The following is a 1667-nucleotide window of genomic DNA, read 5'->3' as shown; positions in this document are numbered from 1 at the left end:
TGAGCTTGGCAAAGGCCCCCTCATAGTCCCCTTCCATCCGCTGCGTCAGATCGGTGTTGGCCAGGGCAGCCAGCACCTCACCCGTCTCGCTCACCCCACGATTGACCGTCGCGACCAGCGAATTGATGCTGGCCGCCAGGCCGTTCAGTTCAGGATCGGGGAACTCCACGCCAATTTGCTGGCCGAAGTCGCCGGCAATGGCGGCGTCCACCACCGCACCAAACGCCGATTGCAGTTCGCTCATCATCTGTTGGCGATCGGCCTGATCGGCGATAATCCGCGCCGCCTCGGCCTCGGTCAGTTCACTGACCCGCAGGCCATTGGCCCTGAACACTTCAACCGCCCGCGCCATCGCGCCTAACTCATTGCCACGCGTTACAAAGGGTACTTCAGTGGCGAAATCGCCACCGGCAATGGCTTCCATGGCTGAGGCAATCCGCGGAATGGGGCGCATCAGCAGACGTGTAACCACCAAACTGATCGCGCCGAGTGCGACGAGCAGTACCAGCCCCATCATCGCCATGCCCGGCACTGCTTCATTGGCACTAGCCGCTGCCATCGACGCGTCACTACCTACAAAAAAAGCCCCCAGCAGCTCGCCCTTGAGATTGCCGATGGGCTGGAAGGCGCCGAAATATTGCGTTCCCTGCATCGTCACCGTGCCGAAATAGGTCTGGCTGGCAAGCAGCGCCGCGTGTTGGGGCGAGGTCGGGTCAATAGCAAAACCGATGACGCGTTCCCCGTCAGCAGCCTCAAAGGTGGTCGATTTGGCAACGAATTCGCCGGTTTCAGAATCGAGGGTGAAAATAGCGGCCTCACCCTTGGTGATATGGATCACCGAGTCGACCGCCCCCGTGTCGTGAAAGAACGGTATGCTATAGGTTTGAAACGCCGCAATTGTGCCGTCTTCGGCCCAGGTCAGCACCGATCCGGACAGACGCTTTTCCAGCAGCGCACCTGCCACCTGCAGATTGGCCTCCTGCTGCACGACACTCTGATTGATCGATTGCTCGCGCAGGGCGAAATAGCCGCTGAGCGTATAGGCCACGATCGTGACCACAATGCTCGTCAGTACCAATCCGGCAATCGCCGTGGTTAGTTTGATATTTCCCCAAAATCCGGACTTGGTTTTCATGAACTGACCCATCCCCCCTGGGTGCGGAACACACCATCTTGTATGGTAGAAAATATAGGCCCAAACTTCTTAACGTCCGGTTGCTTGGCAACCTTCACCGCCGCCAGTCAGCAACAGGGTCTTACCCCCGCTGCATCAGGCCAGACCGGTCTGCGCAAATGTCAGGATTCGGTCCAGTCCCGCTCGACCGCTGCATTGCCCTGGGAGCGATATGACATTGTCGCCGCATGCAGCTTGTCTTGCAGGCCGCGCGCCCCTTGAACAAGCCCTGCTGCCGGCGCCATCGGGGCCAGGGAATTGACCGAATGGCGAGCCTTTACCGAGGTTTCGTCGATGGCAAAAATGTCAACGATCCGGTCCAGCTCGGAAGCTTGTGTCTCGGTCTGCTCGATGGCGGCATTGATCTCCTCCACCAGCGCCGCATTGTGCTGGGTCATTTCGTCCATGGTGCGCACCGCCGCGTTGACCTCCTCGATCGACGAGGCCTGCTCCCGGCTTTCCCTGGCAATACCGTCCATCAACGCATTGGAGG

Annotated in this window: 1 protein-coding gene and 1 pseudogene; both read right to left on the bottom strand. The window is 59.6% G+C overall.

Annotated features, from left to right (window positions below; genetic code table 11):
- The coding region (locus ABFY71_RS18650) for a Cache 3/Cache 2 fusion domain-containing protein (RefSeq protein ID WP_347947368.1) at positions 1 to 1135 on the bottom strand (1135 nt) is incomplete at its 3' end.
- 161 nt (positions 1136 to 1296) lie between these two features.
- Positions 1297 to 1667, bottom strand: a pseudogene (locus ABFY71_RS18645) (methyl-accepting chemotaxis protein); the annotation flags it as partial.

Source organism: Devosia alba, assembly GCF_039938915.1.
Taxonomy (GTDB): Bacteria; Pseudomonadota; Alphaproteobacteria; order Rhizobiales; family Devosiaceae; genus Devosia; species Devosia alba.
Note: the sequence above shows the minus strand (reverse complement) of the source record. Positions and strands in the feature narration are given on the sequence as shown.